This is a genomic window from Bacillus sp. FSL R5-0397, from assembly GCF_038593395.1.
GTDB classification, from domain to species: domain Bacteria; phylum Bacillota; class Bacilli; order Bacillales; family Bacillaceae; genus Bacillus; species Bacillus altitudinis.
This window is the reverse complement of record NZ_CP151992.1, coordinates 1,837,099-1,858,347: the sequence shown is the minus strand read 5'-3', so window position 1 is coordinate 1,858,347 and position 21,249 is coordinate 1,837,099. Positions and strand designations below refer to the sequence as shown.

Annotated in this window: 12 protein-coding genes; 10 read left to right on the top strand and 2 right to left on the bottom strand. The window is 44.8% G+C overall.

The features are described 5' to 3' along the window. Positions 1–54 precede the first annotated feature (54 nt). Entirely contained in the window at positions 55–1,257 is a 1,203-nt protein-coding gene (locus NSQ70_RS09325) for a nitrate/nitrite transporter (RefSeq protein ID WP_251211189.1), read from the bottom strand. A 169-nt stretch (positions 1,258–1,426) separates the two neighbouring features. Between NSQ70_RS09325 and nirB (NSQ70_RS09320) the strand changes: the two genes are divergently transcribed. The 10 genes from nirB (NSQ70_RS09320) to NSQ70_RS09275 all read left to right on the top strand — a co-directional run bounded on the left by nirB (NSQ70_RS09320) (position 1,427) and on the right by NSQ70_RS09275 (position 15,576). Continuing rightward, positions 1,427–3,688 carry a nitrite reductase large subunit NirB gene (nirB, locus tag NSQ70_RS09320; protein WP_256689324.1) on the top strand — a complete coding sequence of 754 codons (2,262 nt, stop codon included), beginning with the start codon at positions 1,427–1,429 and terminating at the stop codon, positions 3,686–3,688. After that, positions 3,685–5,823: a nitrate reductase gene (locus NSQ70_RS09315; RefSeq protein WP_342502583.1), complete on the top strand. Its 2,139-nt coding sequence runs from the start codon at positions 3,685–3,687 to the stop codon at positions 5,821–5,823. The genes nirB (NSQ70_RS09320) and NSQ70_RS09315 overlap by 4 nt, the downstream gene beginning before the upstream one ends. Before the next feature lie 89 nt (positions 5,824–5,912). Continuing rightward, positions 5,913–8,324 (top strand): nitrite reductase large subunit NirB, encoded by a 2,412-nt coding sequence (nirB, locus tag NSQ70_RS09310; RefSeq protein ID WP_268431753.1) that lies wholly within the window; start codon positions 5,913–5,915, stop codon positions 8,322–8,324. A 23-nt stretch (positions 8,325–8,347) separates the two neighbouring features. Continuing rightward, positions 8,348–8,671 carry a nitrite reductase small subunit NirD gene (gene nirD / locus NSQ70_RS09305; RefSeq protein ID WP_008346593.1) on the top strand — a complete coding sequence of 108 codons (324 nt, stop codon included), beginning with the start codon at positions 8,348–8,350 and terminating at the stop codon, positions 8,669–8,671. Between the two features lie 66 nt (positions 8,672–8,737). Next, positions 8,738–9,430: a DUF421 domain-containing protein gene (locus NSQ70_RS09300; protein WP_281215230.1), complete on the top strand. Its 693-nt coding sequence runs from the start codon at positions 8,738–8,740 to the stop codon at positions 9,428–9,430. 99 nt (positions 9,431–9,529) lie between these two features. Next, positions 9,530–10,510 (top strand): pectinesterase family protein, encoded by a 981-nt coding sequence (locus tag NSQ70_RS09295; RefSeq protein ID WP_268431751.1) that lies wholly within the window; start codon positions 9,530–9,532, stop codon positions 10,508–10,510. 131 nt (positions 10,511–10,641) lie between these two features. Beyond that, entirely contained in the window at positions 10,642–12,126 is a 1,485-nt protein-coding gene (gene dacB, locus NSQ70_RS09290; protein WP_342502582.1) for a D-alanyl-D-alanine carboxypeptidase/D-alanyl-D-alanine-endopeptidase, read from the top strand. A 19-nt stretch (positions 12,127–12,145) separates the two neighbouring features. Continuing rightward, entirely contained in the window at positions 12,146–13,513 is a 1,368-nt protein-coding gene (locus NSQ70_RS09285) for an MATE family efflux transporter (protein ID WP_035703202.1), read from the top strand. Positions 13,514–13,577: 64 nt separating this feature from the next. Further along, the gene (locus NSQ70_RS09280; RefSeq protein WP_072368391.1) at positions 13,578–14,138 is read left to right on the top strand and encodes a CatB-related O-acetyltransferase; all 561 of its coding nucleotides are present in this window, start codon (positions 13,578–13,580) and stop codon (positions 14,136–14,138) included. An 82-nt stretch (positions 14,139–14,220) separates the two neighbouring features. Further along, entirely contained in the window at positions 14,221–15,576 is a 1,356-nt protein-coding gene (locus NSQ70_RS09275) for an IS1182 family transposase (RefSeq protein ID WP_024719428.1), read from the top strand. A gap of 115 nt (positions 15,577–15,691) precedes the next feature. Here the strand turns inward: NSQ70_RS09275 and NSQ70_RS09270 are convergent, their stop codons facing one another. Further along, positions 15,692–21,124: a hypothetical protein gene (locus NSQ70_RS09270; RefSeq protein ID WP_342502581.1), complete on the bottom strand. Its 5,433-nt coding sequence runs from the start codon at positions 21,122–21,124 to the stop codon at positions 15,692–15,694. Positions 21,125–21,249 lie beyond the last annotated feature (125 nt).

Here is a 21,249-nt window from a genome sequence, read left to right as displayed (position 1 = left end):
AGGGTGTTTACCATATATAGAGAAAAGCCATGACCAAAGAGTGGTCATGGCTTTTTATGATTCAGACATGGTTGGCTGGATAATGACTTTTTTACGTTTGAACTGGGAGACAACCAAACAGAGGAAGACAGCAAGAACAAAAAGAGAAATAGTCAAAAAGCCAAACGTATAGGAGCCCGTCATTTCTTTTAAACTGCCAAGAACGTTTGGTAAAAAGAATCCCCCAATGCCTCCTGCAGCCCCTACAATTCCAGTCACAATCCCAATTTCCTTATGAAACACTTGCGGGACAAGCTGGAACACCGCCCCATTCCCCATACCAAGACACATCATTCCGACAAATAAAAGCGCAATGACCACTGGTAAAGCAGGTAGACTACTCACTGCCCCTAAACAGATACCAATCAAAGCAAATAAACCGAGCAGTACTTTCATCCCGCCAATTTTATCGGCAATCAAACCGCCAACTGGCCGAAAGAAGCTGCCTGCCGCCACACAAAGCGTCACAAAATCACCGGCATGAATTTTTGAAATCGCATATTGGTCCACAAAGAAAATACTCAAGAAACTTGAAAGTCCGACAAAACCACCGAATGTAATTGCATAAAGAAGACAGAAAAACCACGTTGTTTTCACTTGAAAGACTGAAAAATAGGACCGAAGCGGCTGAGGGGCGGGCTGGTTTGGTGCATCTTTTGCTGTGAAAATAAAAAACAAAAAGACGAAACTTAAAGGAATAAGAGCGAGCCCCATCACTGTATGCCAGCCATACATCTCCGCAAGCCTTGGACCAAAGAGTGTCGAGATCAGTGTTCCGCTGTTTCCGGCGCCGGCAATTCCCATCGCTACCCCTTGTAAATGAGGAGGGTACCAGCGGCTTGCCATCGGTAAAGCGACCGCAAAACTCGCACCTGCAACCCCTAATAAAATCCCGATCAGTACTAGCTCTGAAAGGGATGTACCAGCGAAAAACCCCCATATGAGCGGAATGGTGGTCAAAATCATGCCCATCATCGCTGTTTTTTTAGGTCCCATTCGGTCTGTTAATAGGCCTAGCACAATTCGAAAAAAAGATCCGGATAAAATCGGAATGGCTACAATCATGCCTTTTTCTATTGTCGATAAGGCAAAATCTTGTGCAATAAAAGCACCGAGTGCCCCCAGCAAAACCCAAATCATGAAACTCACGTCAAAATATAAAAATGAACCAAACAATGTCTTAGGGTGACCACTAGAAGTCAATTCTGAGAGTTTCACAAAACCCCTCCTTTATTTTGAATTTTCTGACTTAAAGATAGCGAGTTGATAGAAGGAATGGAAGTATTGTGTTAGAAAAAATGACATGGATAAACACTTTTTTACAAATGTGTGCCATAATCTAGGCAAACATTGCTTTGGCGCAAAAAGCTAGAAAGGTTGATCTCACATGGCAAAACGTAAACTCTTGTTTATCGGAAACGGCATGGCGAGTATGAAATGTATCGAACATATTGTAAAGAAACAGCCAGAACGCTATTCCATCACAATCATTGGAAAAGAGAAGCACCCAGCTTACAATCGAATAAAACTTTCATCGGTTTTACAAAAAAGTGAATCATTGTCTCAGATTGAACTAAAGCCAAAAGAATGGTACACCAAACATGACATCACCATCCAAACAGGCGAAGCAGTTGTCCACATCGATACAAAGCGTCAATTGCTCATGACAGAAGCACGCCGGAATATCCCGTATGACAAACTGGTTATCGCCACAGGCTCATCGCCTCATTTTCTGCCTATACAAGGCGTATCCAAAAAAGGGGTCTATGCTTTTCGTACGATTGACGATTATGAGGCCATTTACGCTGATTCTTTACGCTATGAGCGTGCAGCAGTCATTGGAGGTGGTGTACTTGGTGTGGAAGTGGCCGCTGGTTTACAGATCGCTGGACTGAAGACAACCTTGATTCATCACACGGATTGGCTTATGCAACGCCAATTAGATGAAACAGCTGCAGGGCTTTTGTCTCAACAATTAAGTCGCAAGGGGATTCAGGTAAAAACAAATGCTCATACGATTGCATGTTTAGGAAACGAGAGAGTAGAAGGCGTTCTGTTAAAAAGTGGAGACATCGTGGATGCTGATCTCGTGGTTTTCACAACAGGGGTCCGTCCGAATATAGAGCTTGCAAAACAGCACGGCATTCATACAAGAAAAGCCATTGTTGTAAATGATGTCATGCAGACAAACGTTGAGAATATTTATGCTATTGGAGAATGTGCAGAGCATAAGGGGATGGTGCACGGTCTTGTGCAGCCTATTTATGAACAAGCAAACGTGCTTGCGAATCATTTATTAGATGAACTGGTCATGAATTTACCTCCTGCCATTTATTCAACAAAATTGAAAGCAAATGACATATCTATTTATTCTGCTGGCAGTATTGTAAACCGATCCCCCTCCGCTTCAGTGGTGACTTACTTAGATGAAGAACAAGAAGTATATAAAAAACTAGTGTTTGAACATGATGTGCTCACAGGCGTTGTATTAGTTGGTCAACTTGAGAGAGCTGAGCAGCTTTTGCAGGATGTAAAAGTGGGGCGTGATAAAAGCGTAGTCATGAAATCACTGAATGAAGAGCAGATATCCCCTTTAGATTCATTAAAAACAGAGGACCTCATCTGCCAATGCCACACGGTGACGAAGGGAGCGATATTCAAAAGCATATCGGTCCATCAGCTGACAAATTTAGAAGAGATAAAAAAACAGACAGGGGCCGCAACGGGCTGCGGAGGCTGTCAAGAGCTTGTTCGTGCCTGCTGCCATGTCTCATCAAATCAGCTAACGGAAGCACTGGACACGTTTTGCTCGTGCACAAATGTAGAGAAACAGACCATTTTTTCGTATATAAAAAATCAGCAGCCGCTGAATGAAGAGCAAGTAAGAAGACAATTTGATTGGATGACAGATAACGGCTGTGACAAGTGCCGAGCAGCCATTCCATACTATCTTGAGCAGTTTCAAGATCTTTTCGTAAAAGACAGCCCATCAGATCATGAGCACATACTAATGCCTCAGTTATATGGTGGCCGTCTTGATCTGACATTTTTACAGATGATAACCGAATTATTAGAGCAAAAGCAAATTCAGCACGTAGAACTAACGGAGAATAAACGAATTCGGCTGATCGGTATTTCACAAGAGGCCGCCCATATTGTAAAAGAACATGGACACATCATGCCACAGGAAAGCAAGAGACTTTCTCATGTTCTTTCATGTGATTGTCGTCACGATCCATCTGTCACAACACTTGTCATGGAGATCGAAAGACAACTAGAAAACACGCTTTTACCTGCAGTCACATCGATTCATATCGCTGGTCCTTCCTGCGTATGTCATTTCAGCCCCATCTATGACATCTGCATCAAGAAGCAGCTGGATGAATGGGACATTTATATAGGAGGCAGCATACGTCAACCTAAGGCAGGTCAGCTTTTTTATTCTGTGAGCCGAACGGATGAGCTGATTCCTTTTTTAAAAGCACTGCTTGAAGATTATAGAAAACGTGCATATTTTCAAGAATCTATTGGAGACTGGATCCAAAAAAACGGCATCATTTCCATCCGAGAAAAATTGCTCGATGAGGAAATGAGAGAAGAGCTCTGCGAACAATTTGAGCAAAGTAGACAAAAGGGTGTGAATGTATGAATCAATCTTTTTTACAATATGTGCAGCAAACATCAGAGCAGCAAGAGCGAAAAAGGGTGTTCCCATCTCAATGTCCGTTTTGCAGTATGCAGTGCAAAATGCAATTAGTCGAGCAGCACGCAGAAGGGCGAACACGCTACCAGACGATAGGTATTCATAATCCAACTACGTTCGGCAGGATCTGTATGAAAGGGCAGCATGCCCACCAGCACGCACTGCACAAGGAACGATTGAATCACCCCCTCATCAAAAGAAACGGTCAATTTGTCAAAGTGACTTGGCAGGAGGCACTTGACGAAATCAAAGCACGCACTCAAACCCTTCAGACGGAACATGGGAACGATGCTATCAGTGTGTATGGTAGTGCATCGATTACAAATGAAGAAGCTTATTTACTCGGAAAATTTGCAAGGGTCGCCCTTAAAACGAAATACATTGATTACAATGGAAGACTGTGTATGTCTTCAGCAGCAACAGCAGCTAACCAAACATTTGGACTTGATCGGGGTCTAACCTTTCCGCTTCGTGACATCAAGCATGCCCGGGTTTTACTATTGGTTGGAACCAATATAGCGGAATGTCAGCCGACCCTCATACCGTACTTGGAAGAAGCTAAAAAGAACGGGGCATTTCTCATCGTGATCGATCCGCGAAAAACAGCAACAGCCAAGCTAGCAGACTTACATGTCAGCTTAAGGCCTGGGTCAGATGCTGCACTCGCAAATGGAATCTTACACGTCATGCTTCATGAACAGTTACTAGACGAAGAATTTATTAAAAAACGAACATCAGGTTTTCAAGAAATGAAACAGCATATTTCACACATGTCCCTGCAAGACATTACGCAGCAAACCGGTGTATCGATGAAAGTCATTCAAAAAATAGCGAGAAAATTCGCACGCGAAAAAACAGGCATGATTCTGACTGCAAGAGGCATTGAGCAGCAAATAGACGGAACAGCATCCGTTCGTAATTTCCTGAATATTCTGCTTGTTACTGGGAAAATTGGCCGGATTGGGTGTGGCTATGGCGCGATTACTGGGCAAGGAAATGGACAGGGTGCAAGAGAGCATGGACAAAAAGCAGATCAGCTTCCTGGTTACCGTGATATCACAAACCCAGTACATAGAAAAGAAATGGCTGAAATATGGAAGATCGATGAAAAAGAACTGCCTGGAAAAGGTGTATCTGCTTTTGAAATGTTTGAAAAAATGCAGAAAGGAGAGATAAAAGCGCTCTTTTTAATGTGTTCTAATCCCGTTCAATCAGGTCCGCATGCAAGCTTTATCAAAAAAGCCATCGAGCAGCTGTCCTTTTTTGTCGCAATTGATTTATTTATCTCTGAGACGGCTGCACTCGCAGATGTTATTTTACCAGCTTCGTCATATTTAGAGGACGAAGGGACCATGACGAACATTGAAGGACGCGTTACGCTGAGAGAAGCAACCTATCCACTCAAACACCAAAGAAAGCACGATTGGCAAATCATTTGTGATATAGCAGCAGTATTAGGCAAAGGCGGCTCTTTTTCTTTTTCATCTGCAGAAGACATCTTTGAGGAATTGAGAACAGCAACGAAAGGAGCCAAAGCCGATTATTCCGGTATGACCTATGACAGGTTAAGGAAGACGCAAGGCATATTATGGCCCTGCTCTCATTTGGAAGACCGAGGAACAGAAAGACTATTTGAGCATCAATTCTCACATCCTGATCAATTAGCAAAATTTGCAGTCGTTGCACATGGACAACAGGGTGCAAAAGAACCAGTCAGTCCAGAATATCCACTCTATTTAACGACCGGCAGGGTGATGGCTCATTACCAAACGGGCGTTCAAACAAGAAAAAGCACCTCTCTTGTTGCCCGGCAGTTTGAAGCTTATGCAGAGCTTCATCCTGACACAGCCGAAGCTTACGGATTTCAGCACGGGGAGCTCGTCACCATCCAGTCAAAACGAGGAAGCGTCATCATGAGGTGCCACATAACAGATAGCATCCGAAAAGATACTGTGTTTGTTCCATTTCACTGGAATAAACATCAATCAATTAACCTATTAATTGGTAAACAGTTAGATCCACACAGTAAAATGCCAGGTTTTAAAAATTGTCCTGTACAGCTGTCAGCCTACAAGAATTGAAAACTATGTGAGAAATTTTAACATGTATTTTCCATCTTTGTTTAGATTATGGTACTTTCTAAAAAACGATCACATGAGGGGTGTTTTTCATGAAAGAAAAACTCGTATTAGTAGGGAATGGTATGGCTGGTATCCGAACGCTCGAAAACATTTTAAAAACGGACAATGAACGATTCGACATGACTGTATTTGGAACTGAGCCGTATCCTAACTATAATCGGATTCTTTTATCGAAAGTTCTCCAAGGGGATACAAAGACAGAGGATATTACGTTAAACGATTGGAATTGGTACAAGGAACATCATATTCAGCTGTTTACAAATGAGACCATTGTGAAGATCGATCCAGACAATCAAACCGTTATGAGTGATCAAGGACGGACCGTGCATTATGACCGTTTAATTTTAGCGACAGGGTCACTCCCGTTCATCCCGCCCATTCCAGGGAGCGATAAAAAAGGGGTAACAGCTTTTCGTACATTACAAGACACAGAGGAAATGGTCAAAGCATCTATGATGTACAAAAAAGCAGCCGTCATTGGAGGCGGGCTCCTTGGACTTGAAGCCGCGCGTGGTCTATTAAACTTAGGTATGGAAGTGACCGTCATTCACCTTGGCTCTCATTTAATGGACCGTCAGCTCGATCCGGTGGCAGGTCAGCTTCTGCAAGCAGCTTTAGAAAAACAAGGCATGAGCTTTCTATTAGGAAAACAGACAAATGAGATTTTAGGAGATACAAGGGTAGAAGGGCTAACATTTTCAGATGGTTCTACATTAGAGACAGATATGGTGGTCATGGCGGCAGGAATTAAACCGAATCACAAGCTTGCCGAAACGAGCGGCATTGAAGTGAACCGGGGGATTATCGTCAATGATTTCATGGAAACAAGTGTCCCGCGGATTTACGCAGTCGGAGAATGTGTTGAACATAGAGGACAAACGTACGGTCTTGTCGCGCCATTATACGATCAAGCAAACGTGCTCGCACAGCATGTATGTGACATGTCTCCGGCGCCTTATGAAGGATCTGTACTATCGACACAGCTAAAAGTATCAGGGGTTGATGTATTTTCAGCTGGAGATTTTATCGAAAATGATGAGAAACAAGCGATTAAGATTTTTGACGAACAGCAAGGTATTTATCAAAAACTAGTCTTCCAGCAAAACCGATTAGTCGGCGCCGTCATGTTTGGAGAAACAAGCGATGGACCACGTTTATTCTCGTACATTAGAGAAGGTGTTGATATGTCAGATATGGAAAAAGTATCTGTCTTAACATCAAATGAGCTGGCGCAAGAAAACACGATTGAACAAATGGCAAACGACCATATCGTTTGCGGCTGTAATGGTGTCTCAAAAGGTCAAATAGTGGCAGCTATTCAAAAAGAAGGCCTAACGACTATACAAGAGGTCAAGCAATGTACAAGTGCTTCTCGGTCATGCGGAGGCTGTCAATCTGTTGTGGAAGAGATTTTATGGCACACTTTAGGCGATGATGCAAACCGCACTGCGCAAAAAGAAACCATCTGCGCCTGCACCACCTTATCAAGAGATGAAGTGATTCATGAAATAAAAGAGAAAGGTTTGCAGCATGTCAAAGAAGTGATGAATGTACTTGACTGGGAAACAGAAGAAGGCTGTTCAAAGTGCCGGCCTGCACTGAATTACTATTTAGGGATGATGTATCCGCTTGACTACAAAGATGAAAAAAGCTCGCGATTTGTGAATGAACGAATGCATGCCAACATCCAAAACGATGGTACCTATTCGGTCGTTCCACGTATGTACGGGGGCGTGACAAATGCTAATGACCTGAGAAAAATAGCGGATGTCGTTGACAAATATGAGATACCGCTTGTGAAAATGACTGGAGGGCAGCGAATCGACCTTTTAGGTGTCAAAAAAGAAGATTTACCAAAAGTATGGGCTGATTTAGATATGCCGTCTGGTTATGCTTACGGAAAATCATTAAGAACCGTCAAAACTTGTGTTGGAGAACAATTTTGCAGATTCGGAACGCAAGATTCCATTTCTCTTGGGATCGCACTTGAAAAGAAATTTGAAGGACTTGCCACACCGCACAAAGTCAAAATGGCCGTATCAGCCTGTCCAAGAAACTGTGCTGAATCTGGGATTAAAGATCTTGGCATCGTAGGTATCGATGGGGGATTTGAATTGTATGCTGGCGGGAATGGAGGGACACATTTACGAGCTGGAGACTTATTAATGAAAGTAAGTACAGCAGAAGAAGTAGAACAAATGGCCGCAGCCTACCTTCAATATTACAGAGAAACCGCAAATTATTTAGAGAGAACATCCGCTTGGGTTGAACGGCTTGGATTGAATCATATCCAAACGGTACTGCTAGATGACAAGAAACGTGCAGCACTCATCGAAAGAATGGACATCGCACTTTCAACTTATGAAGAACCGTGGCAAGAGATTCGAGAGAACGAAACAGAAACAAGACAATTATTTCAAAAGGCAACTGCTTCCGTCTAAATCAATTGAAGGGATGAGATCAGATGACAGTTTCAATTGTAAAAGTTCATATTGGTACAATATCAGATTTTCCATTGCAGCTAGGGAAAACAGTCGCAGCCGGTCCACTTGAATTAGCTGTTTTTCAAACCTCTAACAAGCAGTTCAAAGCCATTGAAAATCGCTGTCCTCATAAAGGCGGTGTACTAGCTGAAGGAATGGTGAGCGGAGATCATGTCTTCTGTCCAATGCATGATTGGAAAATCAATCTTTCATCAGGAAATGTTCAAGAACCAGATCATGGATGCGTGAAAACATATGAAGCATTGGTTGAGGGAGACGACGTCTTTATTTTACTGCCTTCATAAATGGTTTAGAACCTTCCTTTCCTGTACATGCTGTAAGTACATGCAGTGAGAAAGGAAGGTATATGTGTGCCATTTTTTAATATTTTGATTGAACTCTTTATCGGATTTTTCGCTTTATTTTTCATTACAAAGCTATTAGGGAAAACACAATTTGCACAAATCACGCCGTTTGATTTTATTTCTGCACTGATTTTAGGGGAGATGGTCGGTAACGCCATTTTTGATCCAGAAGTCAGCGTGCTACATATCCTTTTTGCAGTTGCAGTCTGGGGCGTTTTAATCTACACAGTTGAATGGCTTTCACAAAAATTCAAATCCATTCGCGCTTTTTTAGAGGGAAGACCCACTCTTGTGATTGATAAAGGAAAGATTCACTACAATCGATTAAAGAAAAATATGCTCGATTTAAATCAGCTGCAGACGCTGATTCGAGCGAAAGGGCATTTTGCTCTTAATGAAATTGAATTTGCCATTTTGGAAACGGATGGGTCTGTGAGTGTGCTTCCGAAAATGAAATATGCACCAGCTACAGCCGAAGATGTGAACGTGAAAGGAAAAGAAGTCACATTGCCTAGAACGTTTATTATCGACGGAGAGATTCTAAGAAAAGATTTAAAGGAAGCTGGATTTGATGAAGCGTGGCTGAGAGAGCAATTGAAAAAGCAGCACATTTCCTCCTATAAAGACGTCCTATTTTGTGAATGGATTGAAAATGAAGGAATTTATGCGATGAAATATGAAAAAACATCCACAACCTAACACAGTGGATGTTTTTTTGTGTTTTTTTGTTTTATAAGTGAATAGGATCAAAAAGAATACGTCAATGAAAACGTTCACAATATAAGGGGGAGATGTGTGATGAAGTATGGAAAACGACTGCTGATGATGGTATTGGCCTTACTGCTTTTTGACTCAGCTTATGCGCAAGCAGCTGGACACAACCATCAAACAAACCGCGTGCTTATTGTCGATCAAAAAGGAAATGGGACATTTCGAACGGTTCAATCTGCCATTGATGCGATACCAGTGAACAATCAACAGCAAACGACGATATATATTAAAAATGGTGTGTATAAAGAAAAGATTCTCCTTCCGCAAAATAAGTCGTATGTGTCCTTTATTGGAGAAAATCAGTATCAGACGATTCTGACGTATGATGATACAAATGCAAGCAGCGGGAGCACAACCAATAGCTCTAGTACAATGATTCGGGCAAATCATTTTTACGCAGAAAATATCACGTTTCAAAATACAGCTGGCCGAAACGCAGGGCAGGCGGTTGCCCTTTATGTATCCGGGGACCGGGTTGTGTTTAAACACGTACGTGTTCTAGGTTATCAAGATACACTTTATGCCACAGGCACAGGGAGACAATATTATGAAGATTGCTATATCGAGGGCACGGTTGACTTCATCTTTGGTTCAGCAACGGCTGTATTTAAAAGAGCTGAAATAAAAAGTCTTGGAAATGGGTATATTACAGCGGCATCCACAACAGAAGCGCAAAAGTATGGCTACGTTTTTATTGATTCCACATTAAATAAAGGAACGGCTTCGTCTCAATCTGTGTACTTAGGCCGTCCATGGAGACCACATTCGGCTGTCACGTTCCTCCAAACAAAAATGGATGAACATATTAAAGCTGAGGGATGGCATAACTGGGAGAACAAAGACAACGAAAGAACGGCTAGATATCAAGAATATGGATCAACGGGCGCAGGGAGTCATGTGGCAAACCGGGTGAAATGGTCAACGATATTAACAAAAAACGAAGCAAGTCAAATCACCGTTCAAGCCGTGCTTAGCGGAAGCGATGGCTGGAATCCTGAAAAAAGGTAAAAGAGGCTTGTCAGTTTTCGTCAAAGAAAGCTGACTTTTCTGTTTAAAAAACCTTTGAGAACAAACGTTCTTTTGTGTATAATGAACATAATCTGCTAAATTTGGCTGCTTTTCTAAAAAGGAGGGATTGCGTGAAACGTTTCTCACAGGTCATGTTTTTACAACTATGTATTTTGTCGATGTTATTTCTCCCTTTTTCAGTGAAAGATGAACAACTAACGGCTCATGATGATCAATCAAAATGGATCACTTCTTTAGACGAATTCATTCGAACAGCACCTGATTTAGAGGGCGCAATTGCTGGCATCAGCGTACGCGATACTTCTGACACTTCTCTTCTTTATGAACATCAAGCGGACATCCGTCTGACTCCTGCTTCTAATATGAAATTACTCACATCTGCTATCGCACTCGATCTACTGGGTGAAACACACACTTTTCCAACAGACGTTTGGATAGATGGTTCAATTCACAAAAAAACATTGCACGGCAATCTTTATCTCCGAGGCACTGGAGACCCGACATTGTTAGAAAGCGATTTTGCCGTATTAGCCAAACAAGTCAAAAAGGCCGGAATACATACGATTCGTGGACAGCTTGCAGCAGATGATACTTGGTTTGATGACACAAGGTATTCCATCGATCTGCCGTGGAGTGATGAAGATCAATATTACGGCGCTCAAATATCTGCTCTTACTGCTTCACCGAATGAGGATTATGATGCAGGAACGATCATTCTCGAAGTTAAGCCGGGAAAGAAAGCAGGGCAGAAGGCCAGCTATGAGATGATCCCGAAGACTGACGTCGCTCAAGTTGTCAATCAAGTGCAAACTGTGCCAGAAGGTGGAAAGAAGAAAATATCTTTTAAACGCTCTCACGGTACAAACAAAATTACACTGACTGGGACGATTCCGCTAAAAGCATCCTCGTCTAAACAATGGGTCGCATTATGGGAACCGACAACGTATGCTTTAGACTTAATGAAACGAGCATTAAAGGCTGAGGGGATTCAGCTGAAAGGACCACTCAAAACAAAACAAGTTCCTAAAAAAGCGAAAAAAATCGCTTCCCATTCATCAATGCCTTTATCCGATCTTCTTGTTCCGATGATGAAATTAAGCAACAATACACATGCAGAAATTCTGTTAAAAGAACTTGGGAAGCGGGTAAAGAACAAAGGGAGTTTTGACAAAGGGCTTGACGTGCTGAATGAACGTCTTCCTGCCTTTGGCATAGATCCATCCATGACTGTGTTGAGAGACGGATCAGGCATATCACCGATTAACCTTGTTTCTGCAAATCAATTCACGTTATTTTTGACAAACATTCAAAAGGAAAAATGGTTTAACACCTATGTCCATGCACTTCCGTTAGCTGGGGCAAGTGAGCGTATGGTGGGAGGTACATTAAGAAATAGATTGAAAGAACCAGCTACACTAGAAAAAGTGCGTGCAAAAACAGGTACGCTATCAACGGTCAGCACACTATCTGGATATATTGAAACGCAGAGTGGAAAAACGCTTGCTTTTTCCATCTTATTGAATCATCTCGTTGATGACGAAAAAGGAAAAGAGATAGAAGACCGCATTGTCAGCATGTTAGCTGAGGATCTTTAGACAGAGAAGGAGAACCATCATGACGTTAGATAATAATCAATCTTTAGTAAAAACCATGTCGATCTTTCTAATTCCACTTTTATTAAGCAATATTTTGCAATCAATTGGACAGCTTGTTTCCATTGTGCTTGTCGGTAGATGGATTGGAGAGGATGCAGTAGCTGCGATTTCTGCATTCTTTCCACTTTTCTTTTTACTTGTTTCTTTTTCCATTGGGATTGGATCAGGGAGCTCGATCCTGATTGGACAAGCATACGGAGCAAAAAATGAGCAGAGGTTAAAGGAAATTATCGGTACAACGCTTTCGTTTACCTTTTTAATCGGACTTTCTTTAGCTGTCATTGGAGGTTTTTTTGCCACAGATATTTTACATCTGATGGGGACACCTGCAAATATTGTGGAGGAAAGTGCGGCATATGCCAGAATCCTATTCATCTCCATGCCCATCTTATTTCTTTATTTTGTCTATACAACTTTTTTACGAGGAACAGGAGATTCAAAAACACCATTTTATTTCTTAATGATTAGTACAGGAACCAATATTTTATTGCTGCCAATTTTATTATTCGGCTGGCTTGGTTTACCGGCATTTGGTTTATATGGTGCTGCGTATTCTTCTGTGATTTCTACAATCGTTACGTTTATCATTCTTCATATCTATCTTTATAAAACAAAACACCCGCTGCGCATTGATGCGTCGGTTAGAAAGCATTTATTGATGAAAGGGGATTTATTAAAAACGCTATTAAAGTTAAGTATCCCTTCTAGTATTAATATGATTCTCATTTCTTTATCAGAAATTGCTGTCATTTCTTTTGTCAACGATTATGGATCACAGGCGACCGCAGCTTATGGCGTTGTCAATCAAGTCGTAAGTTATGTACAGATGCCTGCAGTGAGCCTTGGTATTGCGGTTTCTATCTTCGCCGCACAATTCATTGGCGCAGGAAACATGAATCGTTTGAAGGATGTCATTAAAATTGGGCTGGGGCTAAACTTTGCAATAGGCGGATTGATTATTATTTTCGTCTATATTTTCGCACCGCAAATTTTATCTATCTTTTTAACAGATCCTGCAACGATTGACATTGCATATAGTTTGGTCGTGATTACCCTATGGAGCTATCTCATTTTCGGAACAGCACAAATCGTTGCAGCCACAATGAGAGCAAGTGGCACAGTTCTATGGCCGACCATCTTTAGTATTTGTTCCATTTGGCTTGTTGAAGTACCAGTGGCTTATGTGCTATCACATCATACATCGCTTGGGATCAAAGGAATCTGGATAGGATATCCGGCAGCCTTTTTTGTAAACTTATTGCTCCAATACGGCTATTATCGACTGGTATGGAAGAAAAAGCAGATCGTTGCACTTGTCCAATCATAATGTGAGCCTATCATCTGGCATATATATACGAAGATCGATTACTTTGTAGGGGGTCTGATCTTCTATGTTTTTAAACCAAAGAAGTGAGCTCAGTTCATATGATATCGGTGACTTCACTTATGCTGGACCAGATTTTCAAGTCTTGACGTGGGGAGAAGGAACAACGCTGAATGTAGGAAAGTTTTGTTCCATCGCAAACGAAGTAAAAGTTTTTCTTGGTGGTGAACACCGAACAGATTGGGTCACCACATATCCCTTCAATCAAATTTTCACAGATGCTGCCCACATTGAAGGACATCCACGATCAAAAGGGGATGTGTGTATAGGGCACGATGTTTGGATTGGATATGGAGCAACAATCATGTCAGGGGTACAGATAGGAAACGGGGCAGTCATTGGAGCAAATAGTCTGATTACAAAAGATGTGCCTCCATATGCGATTGTCGCAGGGAACCCACAGCGGCTCATGAAATATCGGTTTTCTTCTGATATCATTGAAAAACTTCAGTTGTTAGAATGGTGGAATTTAGAGTTTACCGTCATCCAATCTATTTTTCACCTCTTACAATCTAATGATATCGAACATTGTATAAAAGTTATAGAAGACATAAAAAAGAAAGGCTGAAAAGCCTTTCTCAGCGTGTAGACAAAGTCTACACGCTTTTTTGTATAATAAGGGCAATAACACATTTCTGTGGGGGATGAACATGTTATCGAAACGTGAAGAAGAAAGAAGAAATCAATTAGAAGTAGTGGCCTTAGATGAATTAGTGCCTGAAGATCATCTTGTACGGAAAATTGATCAAGCGATCGATTTTGATTTCATTTATGATCTTGTCAAAGATCATTATAGTTCTGATAACGGCAGACCAAGTGTGGATCCCGTTGTTCTTATTAAAATGGTTTTGATCCAATACCTATTTGGCATTCGCTCTATGCGTCAAACCATTAAAGAAATTGAAACTAATGTGGCTTATCGTTGGTTTATTGGATATGGATTTTCGGAGAAAATTCCGCACTTTTCTACCTTCGGTAAGAACTACGTGAGACGCTTTCATGATACAGATTTATTCGAACAAATTTTTTATCGAATCTTAAGAGAAGCGATGAAAAAAGGTCTCGTTGATCCATCTATCGCTTTCATTGACTCAACTCATGTAAAAGCAAACGCCAATAAGAAAAAACTTGAAAAGAAAATTGTTCGAGTAGAAACGAGAAGTTATCAAAATCAGCTTCATGAGGAGATCAATGTTGATCGTGAGGAACATGGAAAAAAGCCGTTACCCCTACAGAATAAGAAAGAGAAAAAAGAAATCAAGGTCAGTACAACTGACCCAGAGAGTGGCTACTATGTAAAGGATGAACGTGAAAAGTTATTTGCTTATTCATTTCATACGGCTTGTGATTCAAAAGGATTTATTTTAGGATCACTGGTCACTGGTGGAAATGTTCATGATAGTCGTATGTTAGATTCACTCGTATCAAAGGTGACAAAGAAAGTCGGAAAACCCAATGTAGTCGCAGTAGATGCTGGATATAAAACACCATATATCGCCAAGTTTTTAATGGATCAAGAGATAAGACCTGTCATGCCTTACACCCGCCCGAGAACAAAAGCTGGTTACTTGAAAAAGAATGAATACGTATATGACGCACATTTTGATTGTTACATTTGCCCAAACGGGCAAATTCTTTCTTATCGTACAACGACTAGAGAGGGATATAAGCAATATGCGTCCGATTCAGAGGTATGTAAATCCTGCTCGTTTCTAGATAACTGTACACAAAGTCAAAATCACACCAAACAGATTCACCGACATATTTGGCAGGACTACCTAGACGAAGCAGACCATCTGAGACTCACTGAAATGAATAAGAACATCTATGCAAAACGGAAAGAAACGATTGAACGCGTTTTTGCGGATGCAAAAGAAAAGCATGGAATGCGATGGACGAAACTTCGAGGATTGAAAAAAGTTTCGATGCAGGCGATGCTTACTTTTGCTGCCATGAATCTTAAGAAATTAGCAAACTGGACATGGAAAGAGCCATGTCCAGCGTAAAGCAACTGATCAATTTTATCAAAATAAGTGAAAACCCCACTTTTACTTGAAGTAAAGGTGGGGTTTGTCTACGGTCTGAGAAAGGCTGAAAAGCCTTTCTTTTTTCTTTTTTTGCTTAACTGAGCCGTATGATGGTCAAGGTTGCTCCGGCCGCACCACCACCGCCAACTAATATAGCTGTGACAACCACTCCAAAAAACTGCAGTGAAATAGTATTACCAGCTGTTAAATTAACAATGACAGTATTGTTAATAAATGAAGTAGAGATAGTAGGTGATTGAACAGAACCAGAAATAGTATTTGTTCCATTTAACAGCAAACGCGTATTAATCAAAAGTGCTGTAGTGGTGTTGACTTGATACGTAATATAATATTTACCTGTTTGCAGAACGGTAAAAACCGTACTTGTGCCGTTTGCTGTAAAACCGGTAATGTTTTGAAAGTTCGGCAATGGAATATTCGTTCCCGAGGCTACAGTAACAATGGTAGGACCAGAACTATTAGCAGCATATAGTGCTGTATCCGTAAAACCACCTGTTCCAGTAGGTCCGGTAGCACCCGTGATACCTGTAGCGCCAGTCGGACCAGTTGGTCCAGTGCTGCCCGTCACACCAGTGGCCCCAGTAGGTCCGGTTGAACCTGTGATACCCGTGGCACCAGTAGATCCAGTTGCACCCGTGATGCCAGTGGTCCCAGTAGGTCCGGTTGAACCTGTAATTCCTGTAGCACCAGTAGCTCCAGTTGAACCTGTGATACCCGTGGCACCAGTAGCTCCAGTTGAACCTGTGATTCCCGTAGCGCCAGTCGGACCAGTTGGTCCAGTGCTGCCCGTCACACCAGTGGCCCCAGTCGGACCGGTAGCACCCGTGATACCAGTGGCCCCAGTAGGTCCGGTTGAACCTGTGATACCCGTGGCACCAGTAGATCCGGTTGAACCTGTAATTCCTGTAGCACCAGTCGGACCGGTTGAACCTGTGATACCCGTGGCACCAGTAGATCCGGTTGAACCTGTGATACCTGTAGCACCAGTAGGTCCGGTTGAACCTGTGATACCCGTGGCCCCAGTAGCTCCAGTTGAACCCGTGATGCCAGTGGCCCCAGTAGCTCCGGTTGAACCTGTGATACCAGTAGCACCAGTAGGTCCGGTTGAACCTGTGATACCCGTGGCCCCAGTAGCTCCAGTTGAACCCGTGATTCCAGTGGCCCCAGTAGATCCGGTTGAACCTGTGATACCTGTAGCACCAGTCGGACCGGTTGAACCTGTGATACCCGTGGCACCAGTAGCTCCAGTAGCTCCAGTTGAACCTGTGCTACCAGTGACCCCAGTCGCTCCGGTTGAACCTGTAATTCCTGTAGCCCCAGTCGGACCGGTTGCACCCGTGATACCAGTAGCACCAGTCGGACCGGTTGCACCTGTGATTCCCGTGGCTCCAGTCGCTCCGGTTGAACCTGTGATACCTGTAGCACCAGTCGGACCGGTTGAACCTGTGATTCCCGTAGCGCCAGTCGGACCAGTTGGTCCAGTGCTGCCCGTCACACCCGTGGCCCCAGTAGGTCCGGTTGAACCTGTGATACCCGTGGCCCCAGTAGCTCCAGTTGAACCCGTGATTCCAGTGGTCCCAGTAGGTCCGGTTGAACCTGTGATACCTGTAGCACCAGTCGGACCGGTTGCACCTGTGATTCCCGTAGCGCCAGTCGGACCAGTTGGTCCAGTGCTGCCCGTCACACCAGTGGCCCCAGTAGGTCCGGTTGAACCTGTGATACCCGTGGCCCCAGTAGCTCCAGTTGAACCCGTGATTCCAGTGGTCCCAGTAGGTCCGGTAGCACCTGTGATACCAGTAGCACCAGTAGGTCCGGTTGAACCTGTGATACCAGTAGCACCAGTAGGTCCGGTTGAACCTGTGATACCAGTAGCACCAGTAGGTCCGGTTGAACCTGTGATACCTGTAGCACCAGTCGGACCGGTTGCCCCAGTAATTCCTGTAGCACCAGTAGCTCCAGTTGAACCCGTGATACCAGTAGCACCAGTCGGACCGGTTGAACCTGTGATACCTGTAGCACCAGTCGGACCGGTAGCACCTGTGATACCAGTAGCACCAGTCGGACCGGTTGAACCTGTGATACCAGTAGCACCAGTCGGACCGGTAGCACCTGTGATACCAGTAGCACCAGTCGGACCGGTAGCACCTGTGATACCCGTGGCCCCAGTAGCTCCAGTTGAACCCGTGATGCCAGTGGCCGCAGTAGGTCCGGTTGAACCTGTGATACCCGTGGCACCAGTCGGACCGGTTGAACCTGTGATTCCCGTAGCTCCAGTCGGACCAGTTGGTCCAGTGCTGCCCGTCACACCCGTGGCCCCAGTAGGTCCGGTTGAACCTGTGATACCAGTAGCTCCAGTTGAACCCGTGCTGCCAGTGGTCCCAGTAGGTCCGGTAGCACCTGTGATACCTGTAGCCCCAGTAGGTCCGGTTGAACCTGTGATACCAGTAGCACCAGTAGGTCCGGTTGAACCTGTAATTCCTGTAGCACCAGTAGCACCAGTCGGACCGGTTGCCCCAGTAATTCCTGTAGCACCAGTAGCTCCAGTTGAACCCGTGATACCAGTAGCACCAGTCGGACCGGTAGCACCTGTGATACCTGTAGCACCAGTCGGACCGGTAGCACCTGTGATACCCGTGGCCCCAGTAGCTCCAGTTGAACCCGTGATGCCAGTGGCCCCAGTAGGTCCGGTTGAACCTGTGATACCAGTAGCACCAGTCGGTCCGGTTGAACCTGTGATTCCCGTAGCTCCAGCTCCAGTCGGACCAGTTGGTCCAGTGCTGCCCGTCACACCAGTGGCCCCAGTAGGTCCGGTTGAACCTGTGATACCTGTAGTACCAGTAGGTCCGGTTGAACCTGTGATTCCAGTGGCACCAGTAGCTCCAGTTGAACCCGTGATACCAGTAGCACCAGTCGGACCGGTTGAACCTGTGATGCCAGTGGCCCCAGTAGGTCCGGTTGAACCCGTGATACCAGTAGCACCAGTCGATCCGGTTGAACCTGTGATACCCGTGGCACCAGTAGCTCCGGTTGAACCTGTGATACCAGTAGCACCAGTAGGTCCGGTTGAACCTGTGATACCAGTAGCACCAGTAGGTCCGGTTGAACCCGTGATACCCGTGGCACCAGTAGCTCCGGTTGAACCTGTGATACCTGTAGCACCAGTAGGTCCGGTTGAACCCGTGATACCAGTAGCACCAGTAGGTCCGGTTGAACCTGTGATTCCCGTAGCTCCAGTCGGACCAGTTGGTCCAGTGCTGCCCGTCACACCAGTGGCACCAGTAGGTCCGGTTGAACCTGTGATACCCGTGGCACCAGTAGATCCAGTTGCACCCGTGCTGCCAGTGGCACCAGTCGGACCAGTTGGTCCAGTGCTGCCCGTCACACCAGTGGCCCCAGTCGGACCGGTTGAACCTGTGATACCTGTAGCACCAGTAGGTCCGGTAGCACCTGTGATACCTGTAGCCCCAGTAGGTCCGGTTGAACCTGTAATTCCTGTAGCACCAGTAGCACCAGTCGGACCGGTTGAACCTGTGATTCCAGTGGCACCAGTAGCTCCAGTTGAACCCGTGATACCAGTAGCACCAGTCGGACCGGTTGAACCTGTGATGCCAGTGGCCCCAGTAGGTCCGGTTGAACCCGTGATACCAGTAGCACCAGTCGATCCGGTTGAACCTGTGATACCCGTGGCACCAGTAGCTCCGGTTGAACCTGTGATACCAGTAGCACCAGTAGGTCCGGTTGAACCTGTGATACCAGTAGCACCAGTAGGTCCGGTTGAACCCGTGATACCCGTGGCACCAGTAGCTCCGGTTGAACCTGTGATACCTGTAGCACCAGTAGGTCCGGTAGCACCTGTGATACCAGTAGCACCAGTCGGACCGGTTGAACCTGTAATTCCTGTAGCACCAGTAGCACCAGTCGGACCGGTAGCACCTGTGATACCAGTGGCACCAGTAGCTCCAGTTGAACCTGTGCTACCAGTGACCCCAGTCGGACCGGTAGCACCTGTGATACCTGTAGCACCAGTAGGTCCGGTAGCACCTGTGATGCCAGTGGCCCCAGTAGGTCCGGTTGAACCCGTGATACCAGTAGCACCAGTCGATCCGGTTGAACCTGTGATACCCGTGGCACCAGTAGGTCCGGTTGAACCTGTGATACCAGTAGCACCAGTAGGTCCGGTTGAACCTGTGATACCCGTGGCACCAGTAGCTCCAGTTGCACCCGTGATGCCAGTGGCCCCAGTAGCTCCAGTTGCACCCGTGATTCCAGTGGCCCCAGTAGGTCCGGTTGAACCTGTGATTCCCGTAGCTCCAGTCGGACCAGTTGGTCCAGTGCTGCCCGTCACACCAGTTGCCCCAGTCGGACCGGTTGAACCTGTGATACCTGTAGTACCAGTAGGTCCGGTTGAACCTGTGATTCCAGTGGCACCAGTAGCTCCAGTTGAACCCGTGATACCAGTAGCACCAGTCGGACCGGTTGAACCTGTGATGCCAGTGGCCCCAGTAGGTCCGGTTGAACCCGTGATACCAGTAGCACCAGTCGATCCGGTTGAACCTGTGATACCCGTGGCACCAGTAGCTCCGGTTGAACCTGTGATACCAGTAGCACCAGTAGGTCCGGTTGAACCCGTGATACCAGTAGCACCAGTAGCTCCGGTTGAACCTGTGATACCCGTGGCCCCAGTCGGTCCAGTTGCACCTGTGATACCTGTAGCACCAGTAGCTCCGGTTGAACCTGTGATACCAGTGGCGCCAGTAGGTCCGGTTGAACCTGTGATACCTGTAGCACCAGTAGATCCAGTTGCACCTGTGATTCCCGTTGCCCCAGTAGGTCCGGTTGCACCAGTAATTCCTGTAGCTCCAGTGCTGCCCGTTACTCCAGTAGAACCTGGAGCACCAGGTGCTGCCAAAAGCGTATAATCCGGGGACGTATCTGGCGTACCTAAAGGTGGAGCAGAGTTCACAATATACGTACCACCTTCATAAGTGACCACTTGACCGACTGAATACATTGATGCTCTTTCTGGATCATATGTTTCAATACCACTTAATCCTACCCCTGTAGGGCCAGTTGGGCCAGTTTTCCCAGAAGCCGCCAAAAGGGTATAGTCGGGGGAAAGTCCAGGTATTCCTGAGGGAGCATCTACCTTAGCAATATAAGTACTGCCATTATACGTGACAACTTGACCAGCCTCGTAATCTTGTGATTGTGAGGGGTTAAAAGGGAGGACACCGGTTAATCCGCCAGCAGGTCCGGTTGGTCCGGTAGGCCCAACCGGACCTGCTGGGCCTCTTCGTCCAACCCTTTGAATTATTTTTGATTGTTTTTCTCCTTTTGCACAAGACGGATCCCCTTGAGGTCTGTTTTGTTTTGAATGTTCTTGTTTAATAAAAGGACAGTCTCTTCTTTGAGGACGGTCATGACGTGATCTTTTGTAATGAGGCTGCTCATGATATCTACCGCAAAAGGGACATTTGTGATCGAATTGATTGTACAAATTGCCCATCTCCTAAAATTGATATTTCATTCTATGTACGAATTTTTAAATCGGAAGTAAAACCTAGAAAATTCATCATTTCGAAAATCATCGAATCAAATCATTTAAAAGTTAAATCGTTTTATGTTATGGTG